General features: G+C 62.7%; 25 protein-coding genes. 18 read left to right on the top strand and 7 right to left on the bottom strand.

All coding sequences use genetic code 11. The annotated features are described in order from the left end of the window. The first annotated feature begins 40 nt into the window (after positions 1-40). Genes purB through BUA69_RS03365 form a run of 3 tightly spaced genes read left to right on the top strand, consistent with a single transcriptional unit; the run spans position 41 to position 2,349 of the window. Positions 41-1,375: an adenylosuccinate lyase gene (gene purB, locus BUA69_RS03375; protein WP_046137270.1), complete on the top strand. Its 1,335-nt coding sequence runs from the start codon at positions 41-43 to the stop codon at positions 1,373-1,375. A 6-nt stretch (positions 1,376-1,381) separates the two neighbouring features. Continuing rightward, positions 1,382-1,795: a GNAT family N-acetyltransferase gene (locus BUA69_RS03370; RefSeq protein ID WP_046137271.1), complete on the top strand. Its 414-nt coding sequence runs from the start codon at positions 1,382-1,384 to the stop codon at positions 1,793-1,795. After that, on the top strand, positions 1,792-2,349 hold the full coding sequence (locus tag BUA69_RS03365; protein ID WP_046137272.1) for an RBBP9/YdeN family alpha/beta hydrolase: 558 nt from the start codon (positions 1,792-1,794) through the stop codon (positions 2,347-2,349). Before BUA69_RS03370 ends, BUA69_RS03365 begins: the two co-directional genes overlap by 4 nt. A gap of 74 nt (positions 2,350-2,423) precedes the next feature. Here BUA69_RS03365 and BUA69_RS03360 read toward each other — a convergent pair whose 3' ends face one another. After that, a complete protein-coding gene (locus BUA69_RS03360; RefSeq protein ID WP_046137273.1) occupies positions 2,424-2,747 on the bottom strand; it encodes a DUF1476 domain-containing protein in 324 nt (107 codons plus the stop codon). 248 nt (positions 2,748-2,995) lie between these two features. Between BUA69_RS03360 and purC the strand changes: the two genes are divergently transcribed. The 12 genes from purC (at position 2,996) to grxD (ending at position 12,093) form a co-directional block, all read left to right on the top strand. Continuing rightward, positions 2,996-3,760, top strand: coding sequence for a phosphoribosylaminoimidazolesuccinocarboxamide synthase (gene purC / locus BUA69_RS03355; protein WP_046137274.1), 765 nt, complete (start codon positions 2,996-2,998; stop codon positions 3,758-3,760). 23 nt (positions 3,761-3,783) lie between these two features. Then, positions 3,784-4,026 carry a phosphoribosylformylglycinamidine synthase subunit PurS gene (gene purS, locus BUA69_RS03350; protein WP_046137275.1) on the top strand — a complete coding sequence of 81 codons (243 nt, stop codon included), beginning with the start codon at positions 3,784-3,786 and terminating at the stop codon, positions 4,024-4,026. A 265-nt stretch (positions 4,027-4,291) separates the two neighbouring features. Continuing rightward, complete coding sequence (locus BUA69_RS03345; protein WP_046137276.1) at positions 4,292-5,371, top strand: acyltransferase family protein; 1,080 nt, start codon at positions 4,292-4,294, stop codon at positions 5,369-5,371. A gap of 115 nt (positions 5,372-5,486) precedes the next feature. Beyond that, positions 5,487-6,155, top strand: coding sequence for a phosphoribosylformylglycinamidine synthase subunit PurQ (gene purQ, locus BUA69_RS03340; protein WP_046137277.1), 669 nt, complete (start codon positions 5,487-5,489; stop codon positions 6,153-6,155). Then, positions 6,156-6,794 carry a Pr6Pr family membrane protein gene (locus tag BUA69_RS03335; protein WP_046137278.1) on the top strand — a complete coding sequence of 213 codons (639 nt, stop codon included), beginning with the start codon at positions 6,156-6,158 and terminating at the stop codon, positions 6,792-6,794. Beyond that, positions 6,787-7,398 carry a DJ-1/PfpI family protein gene (locus BUA69_RS03330; RefSeq protein WP_046137279.1) on the top strand — a complete coding sequence of 204 codons (612 nt, stop codon included), beginning with the start codon at positions 6,787-6,789 and terminating at the stop codon, positions 7,396-7,398. Before BUA69_RS03335 ends, BUA69_RS03330 begins: the two co-directional genes overlap by 8 nt. After that, a complete protein-coding gene (gene purL, locus BUA69_RS03325; protein WP_046137280.1) occupies positions 7,398-9,626 on the top strand; it encodes a phosphoribosylformylglycinamidine synthase subunit PurL in 2,229 nt (742 codons plus the stop codon). Before BUA69_RS03330 ends, purL begins: the two co-directional genes overlap by 1 nt. Before the next feature lie 150 nt (positions 9,627-9,776). Beyond that, positions 9,777-10,382 carry a hypothetical protein gene (locus BUA69_RS03320; protein ID WP_046137281.1) on the top strand — a complete coding sequence of 202 codons (606 nt, stop codon included), beginning with the start codon at positions 9,777-9,779 and terminating at the stop codon, positions 10,380-10,382. A gap of 83 nt (positions 10,383-10,465) precedes the next feature. Then, positions 10,466-10,699: a BolA family protein gene (locus BUA69_RS03315; RefSeq protein ID WP_046137282.1), complete on the top strand. Its 234-nt coding sequence runs from the start codon at positions 10,466-10,468 to the stop codon at positions 10,697-10,699. Positions 10,700-10,702: 3 nt separating this feature from the next. Beyond that, entirely contained in the window at positions 10,703-11,023 is a 321-nt protein-coding gene (locus BUA69_RS03310; protein ID WP_046137283.1) for a DUF6665 family protein, read from the top strand. Continuing rightward, positions 11,020-11,646, top strand: a complete 627-nt coding sequence (locus tag BUA69_RS03305; RefSeq protein WP_046137284.1) for an HAD family hydrolase — start codon at positions 11,020-11,022, stop codon at positions 11,644-11,646. The genes BUA69_RS03310 and BUA69_RS03305 overlap by 4 nt, the downstream gene beginning before the upstream one ends. 111 nt (positions 11,647-11,757) lie before the next feature. Continuing rightward, positions 11,758-12,093 carry a Grx4 family monothiol glutaredoxin gene (gene grxD, locus BUA69_RS03300; RefSeq protein WP_046137285.1) on the top strand — a complete coding sequence of 112 codons (336 nt, stop codon included), beginning with the start codon at positions 11,758-11,760 and terminating at the stop codon, positions 12,091-12,093. A 30-nt stretch (positions 12,094-12,123) separates the two neighbouring features. On the opposite strand, the gene BUA69_RS03295 is transcribed toward grxD, so the two are convergent. Then, on the bottom strand, positions 12,124-12,450 hold the full coding sequence (locus tag BUA69_RS03295) for a Dabb family protein (RefSeq protein ID WP_046137286.1): 327 nt from the start codon (positions 12,448-12,450) through the stop codon (positions 12,124-12,126). 147 nt (positions 12,451-12,597) lie between these two features. Here BUA69_RS03295 and BUA69_RS03290 point away from each other — a divergent pair, with 147 nt between their 5' ends. Both BUA69_RS03290 and BUA69_RS03285 read left to right on the top strand, forming a co-directional pair. Further along, positions 12,598-13,815, top strand: a complete 1,218-nt coding sequence (locus tag BUA69_RS03290; protein ID WP_046137287.1) for an MFS transporter — start codon at positions 12,598-12,600, stop codon at positions 13,813-13,815. Between the two features lie 165 nt (positions 13,816-13,980). After that, positions 13,981-15,234 carry a multidrug effflux MFS transporter gene (locus BUA69_RS03285; RefSeq protein ID WP_046137288.1) on the top strand — a complete coding sequence of 418 codons (1,254 nt, stop codon included), beginning with the start codon at positions 13,981-13,983 and terminating at the stop codon, positions 15,232-15,234. A gap of 1,078 nt (positions 15,235-16,312) precedes the next feature. Here the strand turns inward: BUA69_RS03285 and BUA69_RS03280 are convergent. From BUA69_RS03280 to ttcA, 5 genes are all read right to left on the bottom strand, one after another. Next, entirely contained in the window at positions 16,313-16,924 is a 612-nt protein-coding gene (locus tag BUA69_RS03280; protein ID WP_046133336.1) for an ATP-dependent Clp protease proteolytic subunit, read from the bottom strand. Between the two features lie 37 nt (positions 16,925-16,961). Further along, a complete protein-coding gene (locus BUA69_RS03275; RefSeq protein ID WP_046133335.1) occupies positions 16,962-17,306 on the bottom strand; it encodes an SRPBCC family protein in 345 nt (114 codons plus the stop codon). Then, on the bottom strand, positions 17,303-17,617 hold the full coding sequence (locus BUA69_RS03270; protein ID WP_046133334.1) for an ArsR/SmtB family transcription factor: 315 nt from the start codon (positions 17,615-17,617) through the stop codon (positions 17,303-17,305). Before BUA69_RS03270 ends, BUA69_RS03275 begins: the two co-directional genes overlap by 4 nt. A 220-nt stretch (positions 17,618-17,837) precedes the next feature. Next, complete coding sequence (locus BUA69_RS03265) at positions 17,838-18,656, bottom strand: inositol monophosphatase family protein (RefSeq protein ID WP_046133333.1); 819 nt, start codon at positions 18,654-18,656, stop codon at positions 17,838-17,840. A 3-nt stretch (positions 18,657-18,659) separates the two neighbouring features. Beyond that, on the bottom strand, positions 18,660-19,526 hold the full coding sequence (ttcA, locus tag BUA69_RS03260) for a tRNA 2-thiocytidine(32) synthetase TtcA (protein ID WP_046133332.1): 867 nt from the start codon (positions 19,524-19,526) through the stop codon (positions 18,660-18,662). 164 nt (positions 19,527-19,690) lie between these two features. Between ttcA and sbmA the strand changes: the two genes are divergently transcribed. After that, on the top strand, positions 19,691-20,992 hold the full coding sequence (gene sbmA, locus BUA69_RS03255; RefSeq protein WP_046133331.1) for a peptide antibiotic transporter SbmA: 1,302 nt from the start codon (positions 19,691-19,693) through the stop codon (positions 20,990-20,992). The last annotated feature ends 478 nt before the right edge of the window (positions 20,993-21,470 follow it).

Raw genomic sequence — 21,470 nt, 5'->3', positions numbered from 1 at the left:
AATGCCTTGAATCATTTTCCGAACCAGAAAGCCTAAGCCCATGATCCCGCGCTATTCCCGCCCCGAAATGGTCGACATCTGGTCGGCCGAAACGCGGTTTGCCATCTGGTTCGAGATCGAAGCCCACGCCACCACCAAGCTGGCCGAACTGGGCGTAGTCCCGGTCGAGTCGGCCCAGAAAATCTGGGACGTCATGCTGGCCCGCAAGGCCGAGCTCGGCCATTACGGCTTCGACGTCGCCCGCATCGACGAGATCGAGCGCACCACCAAGCACGACGTCATTGCCTTCCTGACCCATCTCAGCGAGATCGTCGGCCCCGAGGCCCGCTTCGTCCATCAGGGCATGACCTCCTCGGATATTCTGGACACGACGCTGTCGGTGCAGATGGCCCGCGCCGCCGACCTGCTGATCGCCGATGTCGATGCCCTGCTCGCAGCCCTCAAGCGCCGCGCCTATGAGCACAAGCACACCATCACCATCGGTCGCAGCCATGGCATCCATGGCGAGCCAACCACCTTTGGCGTCAAGCTGGCCGAAGCCTATGCCGAGTTCGAGCGCAACCGCGCCCGTCTCGTCTCCGCCCGCGCCGAGATCGCCACCTGCGCCATTTCCGGCGCTATGGGCACCTTCGCCAATATCGACCCCGAGGTCGAAGCCTATGTTGCCGACAAGCTGGGCCTCTCGGTCGAGCCGGTGTCGACCCAGGTCATCCCGCGTGACCGTCACGCCATGTTCTTCGCCACCCTCGGTGTCGTCGCCTCCTCCATCGAGCGCGTTGCCGTTGAAATCCGCCACCTGCAGCGCACCGAAGTGCTCGAAGCCGAGGAATATTTCTCCCCCGGCCAGAAGGGCTCGTCGGCCATGCCGCACAAGCGCAATCCGGTGCTCACCGAAAACCTCACGGGCCTGGCTCGGATCGTGCGCGGCATGGTCACCCCGGCGCTCGAAAACGTCGCCCTCTGGCACGAGCGCGATATCTCGCACTCCTCGGTCGAGCGCATGATCGGCCCCGATGGCACCATCACCCTCGATTTCGCCCTGGCCCGCCTGACTGGCGTCATCGACAAGCTGGTGGTCTATCCCGAGAACATGCGCCGCAATCTCGACCTGCTCGGCGGCCTCCACAATTCGCAGCGCATGCTGCTGGCCCTCACCCAGGCCGGCTATAGCCGCGAAGACAGCTATGCCGCCGTCCAGCGCAACGCCATGAAGGTCTGGGAAATGTCAGGTGACCGCACCGGCCAGTTTGCCAGGAACCTCAAGGAAGATCCGCAAGTGACTCTGAGCGATGCGCAAATCGACGCCATGTTCGATGATGCCTACCACCTCAAGCATGTCGACACGATCTTCGCCCGCGTCTTCGGCGAGAACTGAGAGCCTATGCCGGTCACCTTCGCCCGCGAGCCCGATCTGACTGCAGCCGACTATATCGCCTGCGTCGGATCGACCACGCTGGGCGAGATGCGGCCCCTGGGCAATCCGGCCCGGGTGCAGGCCATGCTCGACCACTCCCATCTCATCGTCACCGCGCGTGACGAGGATGGGACCCTGCTCGGGCTCTGCCGCTGCATCACCGATTGGGCCTGGGTCAGCTATTGCATCGATCTGGCTGTCATCGAAGGCCAGCAGGGCAAGGGGATCGGCAAGTCGCTGCTCGACACGGCCGCCGAAATCTTTGGCCCCGGCGTTTCCATTGTGCTGCTCGCGGCGCAGGGCGCTGAGGGCTTCTATCGCAACATCGGCATGAGCGACCGCATGGTCGGCTTTTTCCGCGAACGGACAGACCGCACATGAAGATCGCCGAGGCTGATTTCCTCATCCTGCCCGGTCTGGGCAATTCCGGTCCCGGCCATTGGCAGCATCGCTGGGCCGGTCGCCTGGCCAATGCGGCCATTGTCGAGCAGGCCGATTGGGACGAGCCCGACATGGACGATTGGGTCTCCACCATCGAGCAGGCGATCATCATGTCGACCCGCCCGGTGGTGCTGATCGCCCATTCGCTCGCCGTGATCGCCGTCGCCCATGTCGGTCAGCGCCTCGTCGATACCAAGGTGCGCGGCGCTTTCCTCGTCGCCCCGCCCGATATCGAGCTCAATCCCGGCGTGCCGGAAGCCACCTCGCCCTTCCTGCCGGTCCCGCGCGATCCGCTGCCCTTCCCCTCGATGCTGGTCGCCTCCAACTCCGATCCCTATTGCTCCATCGACCGCGCCGTCGAATTCGCCACCTGCTGGGGCAGCGATTTCCACCAGGCCGGCGATGCCGGCCACATCAATGTCGATTCGGGTCACGGCCCCTGGCCCGAAGGGCTCTTGATGTTCACCCGCCTAATGCAGCGCCTCAAGGCCTGATGCACTGCCTGAGGCAACAAAAAAGGACCGGCCTTGCGACCGGTCCCTTTCAAAACTCTCGCCATCCGGCGCAATCAGCCCTCGGCGGCAACCTGCTCGTTGGCGGTAATCGCCAACTGCTGCATCTTCTGGCGAATCACGTCGTCACCGAGCGCGATGCCCTTGGCCTTGAGATCGCCCGCAACCTTGCGGAACACGTCTTCGTCGCCGGCTTCCTCGAAATCGGCAGCCACCACTTCGGCCGCATAGGCCTTGGCGTCGTCGCCGGTCAGGCTCATCAGCTCGGCCGCCCAGATGCCCAGCAGCTTGTTGCGGCGGGCTTCGGCCTTGAAGCGTGTCTCGGCGTCGAAAGCGAACTTGGCTTCCTGGCCCTTCTTGCGATCGTCGAATCCGCTCATTTTCTCTCCCGCTCGGCTATGGTTGGGCGCCATCGGGCGCGCTGGTCTGGACATAAGCGGTTCAGCCGCCCAAATCAACGCCTGCCCACAGCTTGCGACCATATGCTCGCGATCTGTGCTAGAGCTAATGCCCGCAAGGCAGCCATCTCGCCGGGCGGATCGAAAGGGCTTGCATTTTTGGTGTAATCTGGCGCATGAAGCGGCCAAATTCTCACCCCCATTTCTCCTTCATTGATACGGACAGACAGATGAACCGTCGGCGCAGAATCTATGAAGGCAAGGCCAAGATCCTGTTTGAAGGTCCTGAGCCCGGCACTCTGGTTCAATATTTCAAGGACGACGCTACCGCCGGCAACGGCGCGCGCCATGAAGTCATCGATGGCAAGGGCGTCCTCAACAACCGCATCTCCGAGTTCATCTTCACCAAGCTGAACGGCCTCGGCATCCCGACTCACTTCCTCAAGCGCATCAACATGCGCGAGCAGCTGATCAAGGAAGTCGAGATCATCCCGCTCGAGATCATCGTGCGCAATGTCGCGGCTGGCTCGCTGGTGAAGCGTCTTGGTCTCGAGCCCGGCACCCAGCTGCCCCGCTCGATCATCGAATTCTGCTACAAGGACGACGCACTCGGCGACCCGATGGTTTCCGAAGAGCACATCACCGCTTTCGGCTGGGCCACCCCTGCCGAACTCGATGACATCATGAGCCTGGCCATCCGCGTCAACGACTTCCTGACCGGCCTGTTCATGGGCGTCGGCATCCAGCTCGTCGACTTCAAGATCGAATGCGGTCGCCTCTATGAAGGCGACATGATGCGCATCGTTCTGGCCGACGAGATCTCGCCGGACAATTGCCGTCTGTGGGACATCAAGACCCGCAACAAGATGGACAAGGATCGCTTCCGCGAAAACCTCGGCGGCCTCGTCGAGTCCTATCGCGAAGTCGCCCAGCGTCTGGGCATCCTCGTTGAGACCGATAATGCGCTGACCACCGGTCCGCGTCTCGTCCAGTAAGCAGCTCTATCCAAGGTAGTTCGATGAAAGCGCGCGTCACCGTTACGCTCAAGGCCGGCGTCCTCGATCCTCAGGGACAGGCCATCGAAGGTTCGCTCAAGAGCCTCGGCTTTTCCGGCGTAGGCGCCGTGCGTCAGGGCAAGGTCTTTGACCTTGCCCTTGAGGGAACCGACGAAGCTGCGGCGCGTTCTCAGATCACCGACATGTGTGAGCGCCTGCTCGCCAATACCGTGATCGAAAACTACGCAATCGAAATCTCAAATTAACGCCTTTAGGCGATAGAATTAGGCGCGCCACGCCCCGGCGCAGGACAGTTTTGCTATGCTCAAATCCATTTCTCTCTCGGTCCTGTTCCTTGCCACGCTCGGCCTTATGTTCGCCGCCTACGCCTCCGTTCCGGTCTGATTGCCGGCGGATTTAGCCAAAATCTTACCAGTTCAGCGAATTCCTTGAGTTCGCACCGCGCTCTTTACCCCCGCTGAACCGCGCCGGGTTAAGATCGTCTCCGGTTTAGTCTGGAGCGCGTCGCCAATGTCGGACACTTCCCAACGCCTGCAATGGGTGGATATGGCCAAGGGCCTCTCCATCCTGCTCGTCGTCATGATGTACTCCGCTTTCAGCACCGGCGAAGATACCGGCGGCATCGGCATCCTGCATTGGGCGATAGCTTTCGCCACTCCGTTCCGCATGCCGGAATTCTTCCTGATCTCGGGACTGTTCCTGTCGCAGGTCATCGGCCGCGACTGGACGCGCTATGCCGACCGCCGCGTCGTGCACTACCTGTATTTCTATGTCCTCTGGGCCGCCATCCACATCGTCTTCAAGGTGGCGCTCCTCGCCGGCGACCCGCTGACCGCCGCCAGCTATCTGGCCTGGGCTGTCATCGAGCCCTATGGCGTATTGTGGTTCATCTACATGCTGGCGGTGGTCAGCGCCGCCACCAAGCTGCTGCATGACCTGCGGGCGCCCCATTGGGCAGTCCTGGCCATCGGCGCCGTGCTGCAGATGGCCAGTATCCACACCGGCAGCTACATCATCGACCAGTTTTGCGCTTTCTTTATCTACTTCTACGCTGGTTACGCCCTCGCCCCGCAGATCTTCAAGGTCGCCGATTGGGCCGGACGCAATGCGCTACTGGCGACCGCCGGCCTTGCGGTCTGGGCCGTCATCAACGCTGCGCTGGTTTTCTCGCCCGGCTTTGTCATCGCCCCCGGCCATGTCACCATGGGTCTAGCCGCCCTGCCCGGCCTGCATCTGGTACTGGCGCTGATCGGCACGCTGGCGCTTTGCGTCCTCGCCATGCTGCTCAGCAGGCTGTCCTTCATGGATTGGCTGCGCTGGCTCGGCTCCAAGTCGCTGATCGTCTACCTGGCCTTCGTGCTGCCAATGGGCGTCTTCCGCACCATCCTGCTCAAGCTGGACATCATCACCGATGTCAGCGTGATCAGCGTGCTGACCATGATTGTCGCCATCGTGGCGCCGCTGGTTCTGCACTGGATCATCGAGCGCACCGGCTGGGGCAAGTTCCTGTTCGAGCGTCCGGTCTGGGCCCACCTGCCCGGCGCGCCGCGTCGCCCGGCCCCCACGCGCGCGCAAACCGCTGCGGAATAGCCACTGTGGCAGACTTGAACGACTTGCGGGCGGGATATGCAATCTCGCCCCTTGCCTTTTTCGCCAAGACTCACGACAAGGGCCTCGCAACCCAGACATTTGCGAGGACCAGCCGATGAAATCCGCAGTCATCGTCTTCCCAGGCCTCAATCGGGACCGCGACATGATCGCGGCTCTCACCAAGATTTCCGGTACGGCCCCCGCGGTCGTCTGGCATCAGGACGCCGATATTCCTGATGTCGATCTGGTGGTCATCCCCGGTGGCTTCTCCTATGGCGATTACCTGCGCTGCGGTGCCATCGCCGCGCGCTCCCCCATCATGGACAAGGTCCGCGAGCGCGCCGCCAGGGGCGTCAAGGTCCTCGGCGTCTGCAACGGCTTCCAGATCCTGATCGAAGCGGGCCTGCTGCCCGGCGCCCTGATGCGCAATACCTCGCTCAAATTCGTCTGCCGCGAGGTCAAGCTCGAGGTCACCAATGCCGATACCGCCTTTACCCGCGGTTATAGCAACGGCCAGATCATCCGCTGCCCCGTCGCCCACCATGACGGCAACTACTTCGCCGATGCCGAAACCATTGCCCGCATCGAGGGCAATGGCCAGGTCGCCTTCCGCTATGCCGAAGGCACCAATCCCAATGGCTCGATCAACGACATTGCCGGCATTCTCAATGACAGCAAGAACGTTCTGGGCCTGATGCCCCATCCAGAGAACCTGATCGAGGCCGCGCATGGCGGCACCGATGGGCGAGCCCTGTTCGCGGGCTTGCTCGACAAGGTCGCCTGAATGAACGGGCGCCGGCTGCTGACCCTCATCGGCCTGCTGATCGGCGCCACCGGCCTTGTCGTGCAATTCGTCATCTCGATGCAGGCCTATCTGGCCGCTGGCCGCGATATCCCCGGCGCTCTCGGCACATTTTTCACCTATTACACCATCCTCACCAATATCGTTCTGGTGCTGATCTACCTGTCGGAACTGACCACAACGCCGCGCCTCGAACTGTTCCGCCGCCCGATCGTGCGCGCCATGATGGCCGCCAATATCGCGCTGGTGATGATCTTCGTCTATTTCGTGCTGCGCCACCTGAGCGTGCTGTCCGGCCTGTTCCTGGTCTGCGACTACATCCTCCACTACATCACCCCGACCCTTTACGTGGTCTGGTGGGCCGCCTTTGCCCGCCACGGCACGCTGCGCCTCGCAGATATTCCGCTGATGCTGGCGCCGACCCTTGTGTATTTCCTCTACGCCATGGCCCGCGGCGCCTGGGTGCGGGAATATCCATACCCCATCCTCAATGCCATTGAGCTGGGTTACCTGCAGGTTCTGCTCAACGCAGTCTATATGACCATTGGTCTGGGCCTGCTCTGCGTTGGCGTGATCCTGCTCGATCAATGGCTCGGCAAGCGGCAGGTGGCCCATGGCTGAAACCGCCCCACGCACCAGCGTCGCAATCGTAGTATTCGACGGCGTCGAAGAGCTCGATTTCGTCGGCCCGTGGGAAGTCTTCACCATGGCCGCCCAGATCGGCGCGCCGCTGGATGTATTCACCGTCGGTTGGCCCCAGGCCGCCATTCGCTGCGCCAAGGGGCTCTATGTTGTCGCCGACCACGCTTTTAGCGATGCACCCATGGCCGATGTCGTCGTGGTCCCCGGCGGTAAGGGCACACGCCCGCTATCCGAGGACACAACCTTCATCGATGCCCTCCGCACCTACCTCGCCGCCGCCAAGTGGCAGACCTCGGTCTGCACCGGCGCGGCTCTGCTCGGCAAGGCGGGTTTTCTCGACGGCAAGCACGCCACCACCAATCGCAGCGCCTTCGAGTTCTTCCGCGCCGCCGCGCCCAATGCCCTGCTGGTCGAAGACCTGCGTTATGTCCGCGACGGCACTGTGCTGACCGGCGCCGGCGTCTCGGCCGGCCTCGATATGGCGCTCTGGCTCGTCGGCCATCTGTTTGGCGAAGACGTCGCCCGCTCCACCCAGACCTTCATGGAATATTTTCCAGAGCCTCCCTACGGAACCGCTTCTTGATGACTTACCAGAACCACATCGCCATCACCCCCAAGCTCGTCGCCGACCATGGCCTCAAGCCGGATGAATTCGAAAAGATCGTCGCGCTGATCGGCCGCCAGCCCACCTACACCGAGCTGGGCATTTTCTCGGCGATGTGGAACGAGCACTGCTCGTACAAGTCGTCCAAGAAGTGGCTGAAGACCCTGCCGACATCAGGCCCCCGCGTCATCCAGGGGCCAGGCGAAAATGCCGGCGTCGTCGATATCGGCGATGGCCAGGCCATCGTCTTCAAGATGGAATCGCACAACCATCCGTCCTTTATCGAGCCCTATCAGGGCGCCGGTACCGGCATGGGCGGCATTCTGCGCGACGTCTTCACCATGGGTGCCCGCCCCGTTGCCGCGATGAACGCCCTGCGCTTCGGCGCCCCCGAGCATCCCAAGACCAGGCATCTGGTTTCCGGCGTCGTTGCCGGCATCGGCGGCTATGGCAATGCTTTTGGTGTGCCAACGGTCGGCGGTGAAGTCGAGTTCGACGAACGCTATAACGGCAATATACTGGTCAACGCCTTCGCGGCGGGCCTGGCTGATACCGACAAGATCTTCTACTCCAAGGCCGAGGGCGTCGGCCTCCCCGTCGTCTATCTCGGCGCCAAGACCGGCCGTGATGGTGTCGGCGGCGCCACCATGGCCTCGGCCGAATTCGGCGACGATATCGACGAGAAGCGCCCTACCGTTCAGGTCGGCGACCCCTTCACCGAAAAGCGCCTGCTCGAGGCCTGCCTCGAGCTGATGGCCACCGGCGCCGTCATCGCCATCCAGGACATGGGCGCCGCTGGCCTGACCTGCTCGGCCGTCGAAATGGGCGCCAAGGGCGACCTCGGCATCGAGCTCAACCTCGACATGGTCCCGGTGCGCGAAACCCACATGACCCCCTATGAAATGATGCTCAGCGAAAGCCAGGAGCGCATGCTCATGGTGCTGCATCCCGAAAAGGAAGCCGAGGCCCGCGCCGTCTTCGTCAAGTGGGAGCTCGATTTCGCCACTGTCGGCAAGACCACCGACGACCTGCGCTTCCGCGTCATCTGGCAGGGCGAAGAAGTCGCCAACCTGCCGATCAAGGAGCTGGGCGACGAAGCCCCCGAATATGACCGTCCCTGGACGCCTGCGGCGCCCTTCCCCGCCCTTGCCGCGGGCGACGTGCCGCAGATGGACGTGGCCGACGCCGTGCTCAAGCTCATCGGTGGTCACCAATCGGCATCGCGCCGCTGGGTCTACGAACAGTATGACACGCTCATCCAGGGCAATTCGCTGCAGCGGCCCGGGGGCGATGCCGGCGTGATCCGCGTCGAAGGCCATGACACCAAGGGCTTGGCCTTCACCTCGGACGTCACCCCACGCTATTGCGAAGCCGACCCCTATGAGGGTGGCAAGCAGGCCGTGGCCGAAGCCTGGCGCAACCTGACCGCGACCGGCGCCGAGCCACTGGCCGCAACGGACAACCTCAATTTCGGCAATCCCGAACGCCCCGAAATCATGAGCCAGCTGGTTCATGCCATCAAGGGCATTGGCGAAGCCTGCCGGGTGCTGGAATTCCCGATCGTTTCCGGCAACGTCTCGCTCTACAACGAAACCAATGGCCGCGGCATCCTGCCGACCCCGACCATTGGTGGCGTTGGCCTGCTCCCCGATTGGAGCCAGATGGCCCGCATCGGCTTTGCCGCCGAGAACCAGGTCATCCTGCTGTTCGGCGCTCCCCCGGAACGCGGCAGCCATCTCGGCCAGTCAATCTATCTGCGTGACCTGTTCGGTCGCCGCGATGGCTCCGCCCCCCATGTCGACCTGGCCCATGAAAAGCGCACCGGCGATTTCGTCCGCAAGCTGATCCGTTCCGGCGTTGCTACCGCCGTGCATGACCTGTCCGATGGCGGCCTTGCTGTGGGCCTTGCCGAAATGGCTATCGCCTCGGGCATCGGCGCCAAAGTGGTTGCTATTGCCGACGCCGACCCGATCCCCCAATTCTTCGGCGAAGATCAGGGCCGCTATCTCGTGACGGTCAATCTCGACCCGCAGGGCGAAGAGATCGTCGCGCTCTGGGACGAAGCCAAGGCCCTGGGCATTCACGCCCCCTGGATCGGCTCCACCGGCGGCACCGATCTGGTGCTCGGCGATGCGCGCCCAGTTCCCGTCGCCGCACTCAAGGCCGCCCATGAAGGCTGGTTCCCCCAGTTCATGGCCGGCGAATAGGTCTTTCTGTCAGGGGCGAGCCCGTCCCGCCCCTGACCGCTTTGCCACTCTTTCCTTCAAATCCGTTGCAATCGCCGCGCCTGCCTCATCATCGCCGCTCTTTGGGCGCTTCGCAGAACAGGGTGGGGTAACGGATTTGGAGAGATCAGAATGATCATTCGTCAGGCGATTGGGTGCGCCATTGTGGTGTCAGCCGGCTTGCTGCCGGTCACGGCCTATGCGCAGAACGTCAACATCACGCGCTCCGTGCTGGCCGATCGGCCCTATACGCTGATCTACCCCGACAGCATGAGCGCTTCCGGCGGCGGCGACCAACCGCTAAGCCTCAGCCACCCCGACGCGCCGATCTATTGCGACCTGACCATCGTGCCGGTCACATCGACCGACTGGACCGCAGATTCGGCTCTTGCCGAACTCGACGACACGGAAGTCACCGCCAATTGGTCCGGCACATTCCCCGGCTTCACCCTCGGCACCAAGGCCATCAAACCTTATCAGAGCGGCCCGGCCCTGTATTACGACGCCCAGAGCACCGACTCGCCAATGGGCATGCCACTGACCATCGTCCACACCCAGACCGTCGATGGCGGCAACGGCTATGTTCTCGATTGTCTCTACTCGACGGCGATTGCCGCCGAAGCCCGCCCGGTCGTCGACTTCATCATCGCCAATTTTTCGACCAAGCCTGATGCCGAATGCTGCATTGGCGCGGAGGCCGAGCCGAGTGCCGCAGCGCCAGTCCCAGCTTCGCAATAACCGCTGGTTGAAGCGCTGCGGCCCTCATGCCATATCAAGGGGGTGGCGGATGTCCCGCCCGGCACGTTTGCAGGAGACCGAAAATGCCCATGGACGCCAATGAGATCGAGCGCCGCATCAAGGCAGCGCTCCCCGATGCCGATATCGAAATCCGCGATCTGGCGGGTGATGGCGACCACTATGCCGCCACGGTCAAGTCCGAACAGTTCCGCGGCAAGTCCCGCGTCCAGCAGCACCAGCTCGTCTATGCGGCCCTGCAGGGCGACATGGGCGGTGCGCTGCATGCCCTGGCTCTCCAGACCAGCGCCCCAGACTGATCCATGTCGCTGCGCGACTCTCTCGACCTGATCGGCATGGTCCGGCCCAACGCCGGTACCGCCGCAATTGGCCACGAGATTCTCGCCGAAAAAGCCTCGTCGCTCGGTGCCGCCGAGCGACAGGTCATTGAGGCCATTGCCGCCTTGAGCAAGCCCGGCGATCACAATGCACACCTCGCGAAAGCCCGCGCCGCCGTCTGGGGATATTTCGTCCAGCGCGAACTGCTCGGCTTCCGCGGCCATGCCGATGTGATTCGAGAGCTCAGCATTCCCCCCGAAGTCCTTGCCGGACTTGGCGCAATCGCCCGGGGGCCCGCCCGTTGACCCGAGCCGTATTCTTCGATGTCGATGGTGTGCTGGTCCACGGTTATCATGCCCGGCCCGACCTGCAGCAGCGCTGGGATGAGAACCTTTTGGCCGATCTCGGCGTCGATCCCGAGCGATTTCGCAACGAGTTCATCTACGACATCTTCATCAAGAAGGTCATCACCGGCCAGACCTCGCTGGTCGCAGCGCTCGACCGCATCCTGCCGTCGCTGGGCTATAAGGGCTCGCCGATGGTGTTCGTGCACTATTGGCTATCGCACGATTCAAAGCTTAACCAGCCCCTGCTCGATATGATCGCGCGCCTCCGCCAGCGCAGTGATCTCAAGCTCTATGTCGCCACCAACCAGGACCACCTGCGGGCCCTGTGGCTTTGGCAGACGCTGGGCATGAGCGCGCTGTTCGAGGACATCTTCTATTCGGCGCGGATCGGCATTCGAAAGCCTGAGCGCGGCTATTTCGATTTCATCATGGCGCGGATCGGCCGGCAGTCCGAGCCGCCGCTGTTCTTTGACGATACGCCGGGCGTTGTCGCCGGCGCCCGCTCCTATGGGTGGGAGGCGGTGCAGTTCGACACCATGGACGACTTTACCAACCACCCCTGGATTGCCGAGCGCCTCTGATATCAACTATCGGCAATTGACGATTGGGAGCCCTCGACAGGGCACCTTCAAGCTCCTATTTATGAGCCAATAGTTTTCCCGGCCTCCACCGGACCCCAGAAAGGCTTCGCCATGACCGACATCAACGCATTCATCGACGACAAGGTGAAGAACAACGACATCTTCCTGTTCATGAAGGGCTCGCCGGACTTTCCACAGTGCGGTTTCTCCGGTCAGGTCGTGCAGATTCTTGGCTATCTCGGCGTCGAATATGGCAGCGCCAATGTGCTGGAAAGCGCCGAACTGCGCGACGGTATCAAGGCCTACACCAATTGGCCGACTATCCCCCAGCTCTATGTGAAGGGCGAATTCGTCGGCGGCGCCGACATCGTCCGCGAGATGTTCCAGGCCGGCGAACTGCAGGCGCATCTGGAAAGCGCTGGCATCACGGTCAAGCAGACGGCCTGATCGAACTGCTCCAGTTTCCAAACGCCGGTCCTAGTGGCCGGCGTTTTTATTTGGGCAAGCGTCGCCCACCGGCCTCGCCTCGAAATCCGCCGATAGCCTGAGCTCGCGCAGGGGCCGAACCAGGCGCGTAGCTTCGGCATAGGTGGGGTGCGCCTTATAGGCGGCGAGCGCCTGCGCATCGGCAAACTCGGCATAGACGACGACGTCGACCTCGTTGGAGATCTGGTCGACCTTGCTGTTGCGGGTCACCTCGAAATGGCTGGCATGCTCGATGGTGCCCAGCCGTTCAAGGCCGGCGCAGACCGCGTCGATGGTGTCGGCGGACTTGGCGGTGAAGAAGACGATATGACGGATCAAGGCGCGGCTCCAATTGCGCCGGACTTGTCCGCCTGCTCGACCCGACCGTCAACCCCATCACAGTTATTGATAGCCGCCATTCCCGAATATCGCTTTCCGTGATGAACTTGCGGGCGTAGGTATTTCGTCCACCTTCTGGATGCTCCCATGTCGACTTCGTCCATCCGCCCTGCTGTTCCTCTGCTTGTCCTGATCATTGCCGGCTGCATCATTGCCGCCATCGGCAACGGTATCCGCACCAGCTTTGGCCTGTTCACGCTGCCGATGACGACCGACCTTGGACTGAGCCGCGAAGGCTGGGGCATGGCCATGGCCATCCAGAACCTGGCCTGGGGTATCGCCCAACCCTTCGCCGGCAACTTTGCCGACCGCGTCGGGACCGGCCGCACCATTGCAGCGGGCGCTGTCGTTTATGCGGCGGGCGTCATCCTGATGGCCTTCTCGCCCACCGCCGGGATCATGATGGTGACCGGCGGCATCATCACCGGCGTCGGTATCGCCATCTGTTCGTTCAGCGTGGTCATGGCTGCCTTTGGCCGGTCCGTGCCGGTCGAAAAGCGCTCGCTGATCTTCGGCGTCGCTACCGCCGCATCGTCCTTCGGCCAGTTTGCCTTCGCGCCGATCAGCCAGGGCTTCATCAATGCCTTTGGCTGGCAGACGGCGCTGATCTATCTCGGCATGATGCTGCTGCTGATCATTCCGCTGTCCTTTGCCCTGCGCGGCAAGACCGAGCAGACGGTGGGTCAGGCCGACCTGCCCTTCATGGAGGCCCTGTCCAAGGCCTGGGGCTATGGCTCCTATCGCCTTCTGGTCATTGGCTTTTTCGTCTGCGGCTTCCACCTGGCGTTCATCAATGTGCATATGCCCGCCTATCTGGTGCAATGTGGCCTGTCCCCGGAAGTGGGCAGCTGGACCATTGCGGTGATCGGGCTGTTCAACATCGTCGGTTCGCTCCTGTCGGGATATCTGGGCGGCAAGTTGCCCAAGCAGATGCTGCTGGCCACGATCTATTTCCTGCGCGCCGTCGCCATCGGCCTGTTCATGCTGTTCCCGGTCACCGAACTCACCGCCTATACATTCGCTGCGGCGATGGGCGTGCTCTGGCTGTCGACCGTGCCGCTGACTGCCGGGCTGGTGAGCCTGTTCTTTGGCGCCCGCTATATGGGCATGCTCTATGGCATCGCTTTTTTCAGCCACCAGCTCGGCTCGTTCATGGGCGTTTGGCTGGGGGGCGTGGTGTTCGACCTGACGGGCCACTACGACCTGGTCTGGTATCTCGGCATCGTGCTCGGCCTTGCCTCGGCGGCCATTCACATCCCCATCAATGAGCGCAGCGCAACCAGCTTTGCCATGAAACCCGCATAGCACTGCCATCACCGGCCCTTAGCCGGGGCCGATGAATCAGTTTTGCATTGCAGCCATGCTCCATCGGCTTTCACCGATGCTCGGACTTGCAAAACCGGACAGACAGGTTCAAGGTTCGCACCAATTTTCCGCTGGCCCTTCGCGCCGGCCGTTCGAGAATCATTCATGTCAGACCATTTCACGCGGGTGCTCTCGCGCCCCGAATTCATTGCCTTGATTGCCGCCCTGATGGCACTCAATGCACTCGCTATTGACGTCATGTTGCCCGCCCTGCCCTATATGGGCGAGGCGCTGGGTGTCACCAGCGAGAACGAACGCCAATTCGTCATCTCGGCCTATATGCTCGGCATGGGTCTTGCGGTGCTCGGTTTTGGCCCGCTGACCGACCGCTTTGGCCGCCGTGCGCCGCTGCTGGTGGGCATGGGGCTCTATATCGTCGCCGCCATCGCCGCCGTGTTCGCGCCGAGCTTCACCATTTTGCTGGTGCTGCGTTTCATCCAGGGCATGGGTGCTGCCAGCGTGCGGGTCATCGCCACCGCCGTGGTGCGCGACCGGTATTCGGGCCGCGAAATGGCCGAGGTCATGTCGCTGACCTTCATGGTGTTCATGGCGATCCCCATTATCGCACCCGGCATTGGCCAGATCATCCTGCTGGTGGGCGACTGGCACAATATCTTCATCTTCATGGGGCTGCTGGCCGCCGTATTCTGGCTCTGGACCTGGTTCCGCCTGCCCGAAACCCTGCCGCAGGACCAGCGCCGCCCGCTGAGCATCAAGGCAGTCTTCGACGGCTTCCGCATCGTCTTCACCAACCGTGTGGCCTTTTCCTATGGCCTGGCCGGCATGTTCCTGTTCGGGGCATTGTTCGGCTTCATCAGTTCGTCCCAGCAGATCTATGTCGATATCTATGGCCTGGGCGTCTATTTCCCCGTCGCCTTTGCCGCCATGGCCGGGCTGATGGCGGTGTCGTCCTTCACCAATTCGCGCATCGTGCGCCGGTTCGGCATGCGCCGCCTGTCGCATGGGGCGATGCTGAGCTTCACCGCCGTCAGCGGCATCTGGCTGGCCTTCGCGCTGTCCGGCTTCCTGCCGCTCTGGCTGTTCTTCTCGCTGCTGGCCATCATCATGTTCAGCTTCGGCTGGGCCGCCTCGAACATGAACTCGCTGTCCATGGAGCCGCTCGGTGCCGTGGCGGGAACGGCTTCGGCCGTCTTCGGTTTCATCCAGACGGTCGGCGGCGCCCTGATCGGCAGCTTCACGGGTCAGGCATTCAACGGCACCACAGTGCCCGCGGCGACGGGCTACTTCGCCATGGGTGTGCTGGCGCTGATCTGCATTCTCGTTGCCGAGAAGGGCAGGCTGTTCGGCGTCGGGGCTGAATATGCCCAGGCTGAAGCCAGCCCCGCTGCCGCGCAATAGCAGCTTCGGACTGCAACAGAAGGCCTCGTGGTTGATCATCACGGGGCCTTTCTTTTTTGGGCGTGCGCAAACGCCGCCGGACGCGGTTTCGGGTGGAGTGCCGGCGCACTTCGTAGGCGAAGTGCTTGGCATTTCAGCCGAAGCGCACAGCGCTTCAGCGGGAAATGCTCGGCAACTTCCAAACGGAAGTGCGGGGATGGCGAGGCTTTTGCCCCGAGCGGGTAGTCCGCAATGAAATGAGGCAAGAGCCTCGCCATCGCGCCGGTATTTTTTGTGGGACCGAACCAGGGGCGGCGGTTTTTCAGCCGATACTGACGGTGTCGCCCACCGGGGCAGGACGACTCCCACCCCACCGGCATTCCCCGCACCGACCGTTCGTCGCGACCGCGCAGTAGAAGTGCGGGAATGGGGTGAGTATGGGGGTGGTGGGAGGGGGGGGGGATAAGTTTTGGTTGTCGCTGGTCGGTGGTCGGTGTTTGTGGAGGCACACCCCGCACGCTCCCGCCTCGCGACAGCCGCAGCACCCCCACCCTGACCCTCCCCTCAAGGGGGAGGGGACGCAGACTGCGGGGGCGGTTTTTGGGGTGGGCGATGACGCCGCAACATACTCGGCGTCACCCCGGCTTTCGCCGGGATGACGGCGTTGAGGGCCTGGTTTGGTAACCCCACCCTCACAAGGGGGGAGAGGCCGGCCGACGGATTGATGACGAATTTGCAGTCGACTCCCTCCCCCTTGAGGGGAGGGATCAAGGGTGGGGGTTCTGCGCGCTCCACACGCTCCGGCCTCGCGGCAATCGCAGCACCCCCGCCCCCACCCTGACCCTCCCCCTCGAGGGGGAGGGGACGCAGACTGAGGGGGCGGTTTTGGGGGAACCGGCGCGGTGCCGCCACAAACACCGCGTCACCCGGGCGAAAGCCGGGGTCCAGTTTGGGGGATGCGCATAAGGAAACTGGATCCCAGCTTTCGCCGGGATGACGGCTGGTGGGTGTGGGCAGCTTGTTGCCACCATCCATCAATACTCACCGGGTTGCTCTCGGGCTTGATCGGCGGGCCTCGTGGCAGGCGCGGTGGGATGCCCTACTCCACCACATCCTCACCACGGTCCTTCTGCACGTGGTCGACCAACCCCCAGGCCTTGGCTTCCTCCGGGGTCATGAAATGATCCCGGTGCAGCGTGGCCTCGACCTCTTCATAGGTCCGGCCGCAATGCTTGGCGTAGAGTTGCTGCATGCGCACCTTGTTGCGCTGGCTTTCCTCGGCGTGCAGCAGAATATCGGTGACCTGCCCCTGATAGCCGCCGGAGGGCTGGTGCAGGAGAATGCTGGCATTGGGCAGGCAGACGCGGTGGCCGGGCTCGCCGGCCATCAGCAGGAAGGAGCCCATGGACATCGCCGTGCCCATGCAGAGCGTGCCGACCGGGGCACGGATGAATTGCATGGTGTCGTAGATGGCCAGCCCCGACGAGACGACGCCACCGGGCGAGTTGATATAGAGGCTGATTTCCTTCTTTGGATTTTCGGCCTCGAGGAACAGCAATTGGGCGCAGATCAGCGCTGCCATATTGTCCTCGACCTGGCCATTGAGAAAGATGATCCGCTCGCGCAACAGGCGCGAATAGATATCGAAGGATCGCTCTCCCCGGCTGGATTGTTCCACCACCATAGGGACGAGCTGCATCATGTCGCGCATCGGCGATCTCCGTTCAGGATTGCGTTGAAGTCTTGGGCTAGGCGGCCAGCGCCATCATCACATTGCTATTGGCGGCCACCGGCAGCGCCTGGGGCGCGTGGGTGAGCCGGAACCAGGTACCGCCATCGCTGGTCGGGCTGATCTCGAAGGTGACGAGGCTGTCCTCGGCCCCGACAATGGCGCCCTGCCCTGACTCGCGCCAGCGATAGGTCAGCGACTTGTTTTCCTCTGAGGTCACCACCGCCAGATCGACGCGCTCGGCGCCGGCTTCGGCCTTGCCCAGCCAGCGATCGAGATATTCGGGGATGCTCAGCGCCCGCCAGACCTTTTCGGGTGGCGCATCGAGCGCGCATTCAAATACCAGCGCATCCGGATCGGTCATTGGTCCATCTCCTTGAGCAGGTCCTTGAGCGCATCGATCCGCTCGGGCCAGAAGGCCCGATAGCGGGCCAGCCAGGCATGGAGCGGCGCCATGCCCTCAGGCTCGACGCGATAATGGGCATAGCGCCCCTCGCGCCGCTCGCTGACAAGGCCGGCACCGCGCAGCACCGCCAGATGCTGGCTCATCGCCGGCTGCGAGATGGCAAAGCCCTCGCGCAACTCGGTGGCGGTCATTTCGGCACCAGCCAGCCGCTCGAGCACCGCGCGGCGGGTTGGATCGGCCAGGACTTTGAAGAGTTCTGCTTCGCTCATGAGCGACACATAAGCACAGACTTATGAGTCGTGCAATGGGGAGTGGGCGATGGGGCGTTGGGGCGCCACACGACCACCGGGTCATTCCCGCGCAGGCGGTAATCCATTCTTTCTCGTCGACAACCCGCATCCCCAGAATGGATTCCCGCCTGCGCGGGAATGACTCCGTGGGGGGGTATCGGTGCAGTGGATGGGTAGAGGACGCGGCCGCCCCCTTCCCTTAAAACGTAAAAACTTCCCGGCGCAGCAATTCCCAGCTGGCTTTGTCGGGGGCGACGAGGAGGCCGCCATCGACATGGTGGGGGAGATAGGGCTGGCCATCCATGCGGGCGGCATAGCCGCCGGCTTCCTGGCTGATCAGCACGCCGGCCAGATGGTCCCAGGGCATCAGCTTGTTGAAGCTCATGAACTGGGAATGGCCTGACACAAAGGTGCGGTATTCATGGCCGGCAACGCGGTAATGCGCGACGAGGCGCACCTTGGCGGTGTTCTGCAGCACCTCGACCCGCTTGTCGGCCGGCAGGAAGGCCACGGAGGCCGAGCCGACCATGTCGGCCAGCGGCAGGGTTTCGGCGACGTGCAACTGCACCGCCTCGCCATCGGGACGGCGCAGCCAGGCGCCACCGCCCTTTTCGGCCATCACCCAGTCATCGCCCATGGGATCATAGATGATGCCGGCAATGGTCTCGCCCTTGGAGACCACCGCCGCCATCACCGCGAATAGCGGCAGGCCGGCGGCGTAATTGGCCGTGCCGTCGATCGGATCGACCACGACGGCAAGATCGGCCGTGGCGAGCGCCGTCAGCAGCGATGGGTCAGCGGCGACGGATTCCTCACCGACGAACAGCGCCTCGGGCCAGAGCGCTGCCACCTTGGCCTTGATGAAGCGCTCGGCGGCTTCGTCGGCCTCGGTGACCATGTCGATGGCTTCGGTCTTGATCTTGACCATGCCAGCATCGAGCCGGCGGAACCGCGGCAGCACTTCGGCCTTGGCCGCATCGCGCAGGATAGTGGCAAGCGCAGGGATATCGATGGTCAAGTCTCAGGTCCTCCGGTCGAGCAAAGCGGCAAAATCGAACAGTTTCGGATCGAGCAAATGGCTGGCATTCACATTGCCCAGCGCGCGGATCATCACGTCCTTGCGGCCGGGCATGCGCTTTTCGATATCGCCCAGCATTGCCTTCATGGCGTTGCGCTCCAGCCCATCCTGGCTGCCGCAGAGATCGCAGGGGATGATCGGGAAAGCCATGGCATCGGAAAAGCGCTGCAGGTCGTCCTCGGCGCAATAGATCAGCGGGCGCAGCACTTCCACATCGCCCTCGTCATTGAGCAGGCGCGGCGGCATGGCTGCGAGCTTGCCGCCATGGAACAGGTTCATGAAGAAGGTTTCCAGGCTATCGTCGCGGTGGTGACCCAGCACCAGTGCCGAGCAGCCTTCCTCGCGGGCGATGCGATAGAGATTGCCACGCCGCAGCCGCGAGCATAGCGAGCAATAGGTCGCCCCGGCCGGCAGCTTGTCGGTGACGATCGAATAGGTGTCCTTGTATTCGATGCGATGCGCGATCCCGAGGCCGGTCAGGAATTCGGGCAGGATATGCTTGGGGAAGTTCGGCTGGCCCTGATCGAGATTGCAGGCCAGCAGTTCCACCGGCAGCAGGCCGCGCCACTTGAGATCGAGCAGGATGGCGAGCAGGCCATAACTGTCCTTGCCGCCTGAGAGAGCCACCAGCCAGCGTTCGCCGGCGCGGGCCATGGCGAACTTTTCCAGCGCCTCGCGGGTATTGCGCACCAGGCGCTTGCGCAGCTTGTTGAACTCCACCGAACGCGGCGCATTGGCATAGATCGGGTGCACGCCGGCGGAGGTCTCCCCGGCGTCGTCGATCCCAGTGTCAAAAGCGATTTCATTCATGGCGAAACTCTCCGCAACCCGCGCCGTTGCTGATAGCGCCCCCGGAGGCGGAGGGGAAGGAAAACCGCCGTGACCAACATTACCAAGGTTTAACTTCCAAATCTTGCTTTAGGCCGATTGCGACCGCTAGATGACGCATTCCCTCGGCACCCAGGAGTCTCGCGGTGTTTCGTTCCTTTTTTCCCAATCCCCGCCTGTTTTTTTCTGCCGCACTCTGCTGGGTCGCAGTCGTCATGCTCGCCTGGTACACTATCGGCGACCAGATGCAGGCCCTCATCAGTCTTGGCCCCTGGCTCGGCATTCCGGTTACTGAAGCCAATCCGACGCCGTTCTTTTCGTCCGACAAGGTCTGGCTCTATCAGTACGTGCTGATGACCGGCTACTTGTTCTGCATTCCCTGGTACTGGATCGGCGGCAATCGGCGCTGGTACTGGTGGTCGGTGGTCGGCAGCGTGACGATTATCGAGATCGTCTATTTCAACGTGCAGATCAGCGCCTGGCTGAATGACTGGTATGGCGCGTTCTACAACCTCATCCAGACCGCGTTGCAGACGCCGGGCAGTGTCTCGCTGGAGCGGTTCCTCGGTGAAATCGCCACCGTGGCCTATGTGCTCATTCCCAACATCACCGTTCTTGTGATCAATGCGTTCTTCATCGCGCACTTCCTGTTCCGCTGGCGCCGGGCGATGACCTTCTTCTACATGAGCCACTGGCAGCACCTGCGCCATATCGAAGGCGCATCGCAGCGTGTGCAGGAGGATACCCAGCGCTTCGCCAACATCGTCGAGGGGCTGGCCGTTTCCTTCGTCGCCTCGGTGATGACGCTGATCGTGTTCCTGCCCCTGCTGTGGGAGCTCTCCTCGCATATTACGGAACTGCCGTTCTTCGGGGCGGTCAATGGCAGCCTCGTCTGGGTCGCGCTGGCCTCTTCGGCCTTCGGGACATTGTTGCTGGCCACGGTCGGCTGGAAATTGCCGGGCCTGGAATTCGTCAACCAGCGCGTCGAAGCCGCCTTCCGTAAGGAACTGGTCTATGGCGAGGACAACCAGATCCGGGCTGATCCGGTCAGCGTGCGGCAGCTGTTCATCAACCTGCAGCACAATTATTTCCGGCTGTACAAGCACTACCTGTACTTCAACGTGGCGCGTTACGCGTATCTGCAGGGGTCCAATTTCGTGCCCCTGATCGCCATGGCGCCATCCATTGTCGGCGGCACGCTGACGCTGGGCCTGTTCACCCAGGTCAACAATGCGTTCAGCCAGGTGGAGGACTCGTTCAAGTTCCTCGCCAGTTCGTGGACCACGATCATCTCGCTGATCTCGGTGTTCAAGCGTCTGCGGGCCTTCGAAGCGAACATCCCCGCCGATGCCATTGCCGCCAACGACTATGACGATCCGCGGTTCCTGGAATCGTGGGCTGTCGCGCCCACCAGCGACGATACCCCCCGCGTTCCGGCCCAGTTCTAGTCGGTGCTTCACTATGACCAGGGGCCGCTCTTCGGAGCGGCCCTTTTTGTTTGGGCGGATGGTGGCTTGAGGGTGCCTGCGCCATGTATTAGGTCGGCCTTTTCCTCGTCTCGGCATGTCAGTCATCCACCGCGCTGCCCACGGGCTTGTGTGGAGGGAATATGGTTTACTTGGCGCATCAGCCGGGATGCGCATCCCGGCTGATGCAGGCAGGAGGCCGTCTTTACGGGCTGGTTTTTGACAGCCGCGGTCAAGCAAGGCCCTGCCTGCTCCCTTTGACCCCGAACGGTTGATTGGGCTCTCGCCCGCACCACAAGCCTGGGAGCAAGGCCATGTTAGTACACTCCGGCTTCGTCGGCATCGACGTTTCCAAAGCCCATCTGGACATCCACATCCATCCAGCCGGCACGCATCTGCGCTGCGGCACTAGCCCCGGCGAGCTGGCTGATCTGGCGCGGCGCCTGGCCAGGCTTGGGCC

Source organism: Devosia limi DSM 17137 (genome assembly GCF_900128975.1).
GTDB classification, from domain to species: domain Bacteria; phylum Pseudomonadota; class Alphaproteobacteria; order Rhizobiales; family Devosiaceae; genus Devosia; species Devosia limi.
The sequence above is the reverse complement of the archived record's forward strand: the minus strand, read 5'-3'. Positions and strand labels throughout refer to the sequence as shown.